This is a genomic window from Scandinavium tedordense, assembly GCF_024764965.1.
GTDB lineage: Bacteria > Pseudomonadota > Gammaproteobacteria > Enterobacterales > Enterobacteriaceae > Scandinavium > Scandinavium tedordense.
The window spans coordinates 1-413 of sequence record NZ_JALIGG010000012.1 but is presented as its reverse complement, the minus strand read 5'-3'; the positions used below and the strand labels follow the sequence as shown (position 1 = coordinate 413).

The following is a 413-nucleotide window of genomic DNA, read 5'->3' as shown; positions in this document are numbered from 1 at the left end:
AAAGTCACAAGCCGCTGCCCAGGCTCGCGTAGCCGCTCGCAAGGCCCGCGATCTGGCCCGTAACCGGAAAGGCCTGCTGGGGTCGACGTCACTGCCCGGCAAACTCAAGGACTGCTCCTCAACCAGCCCGGAAGAGTGCGAGATCTTCATTGTGGAGGGCGACTCCGCTGGTGGTTCGGCCTCTCAGGGCCGTGATCCACGTATTCAGGCGATCCTGCCGTTGCGAGGAAAGATCCTCAATGTTGAAAAAGCCCGCCTCGACCGCGCGTTGGGTTCGGAAACTATTGAGTCGATCATTAACGCGTTAGGAACCGGCGTCCACGAGGACTTCGATCTGGACAAACTGCGTTACCACAAGATCATCCTCATGGCGGACGCCGACGTTGACGGCGCTCATATCCGCACCCTGCTAC

Annotated in this window: 1 protein-coding gene; it reads left to right on the top strand. The window is 59.8% G+C overall.

Annotated features, from left to right (window positions below; genetic code table 11):
* On the top strand, positions 1 to 413 hold a 413-nt coding region (locus MUU46_RS00050), incomplete at both ends, for a toprim domain-containing protein (RefSeq protein ID WP_258964437.1).